Raw genomic sequence first — 313 nt, forward strand, 5'->3', positions numbered from 1 at the left:
GTTGGCACTACCAGATGAAGCAGTATCAACACGCTTTAAAGAAACAAGGAATTACCCAGAGCATGTCTCGTAAAGGAAATTGTTACGATAACGCTGTAATGGAAAACTTCTTTGGCATCATGAAGTCGGAGTTTCTTTATCTAAATAAGTTTGAAAGTGTAGATCACTTCAAGCAAGAACTAGAGCAGTACATTAATTACTACAATCACAAGCGCATCAAGTCAAAATTAAAAGGTATGAGCCCGGTACAATACCGAGCTCATGCCCAACTGGTTGCATAAAAATAGTTGTCTAACTTTAAGGGGTCACTTCA

1 protein-coding gene is annotated in these 313 nt (G+C 38.3%); it reads left to right on the top strand.

Annotation, left to right across the window (positions count from 1 at the left end; translation table 11 throughout):
- Window positions 1-281: IS3 family transposase (locus WA407_RS26395; RefSeq protein WP_336078740.1), on the top strand; the 281-nt coding region annotated here is incomplete at its 5' end.
- Window positions 282-313: the final 32 nt, after the last annotated feature.

It is taken from the genome of Paenibacillus sp. 203 (genome assembly GCF_037027525.1).
Lineage (GTDB): Bacteria > Bacillota > Bacilli > Paenibacillales > Paenibacillaceae > Paenibacillus > Paenibacillus polymyxa_B.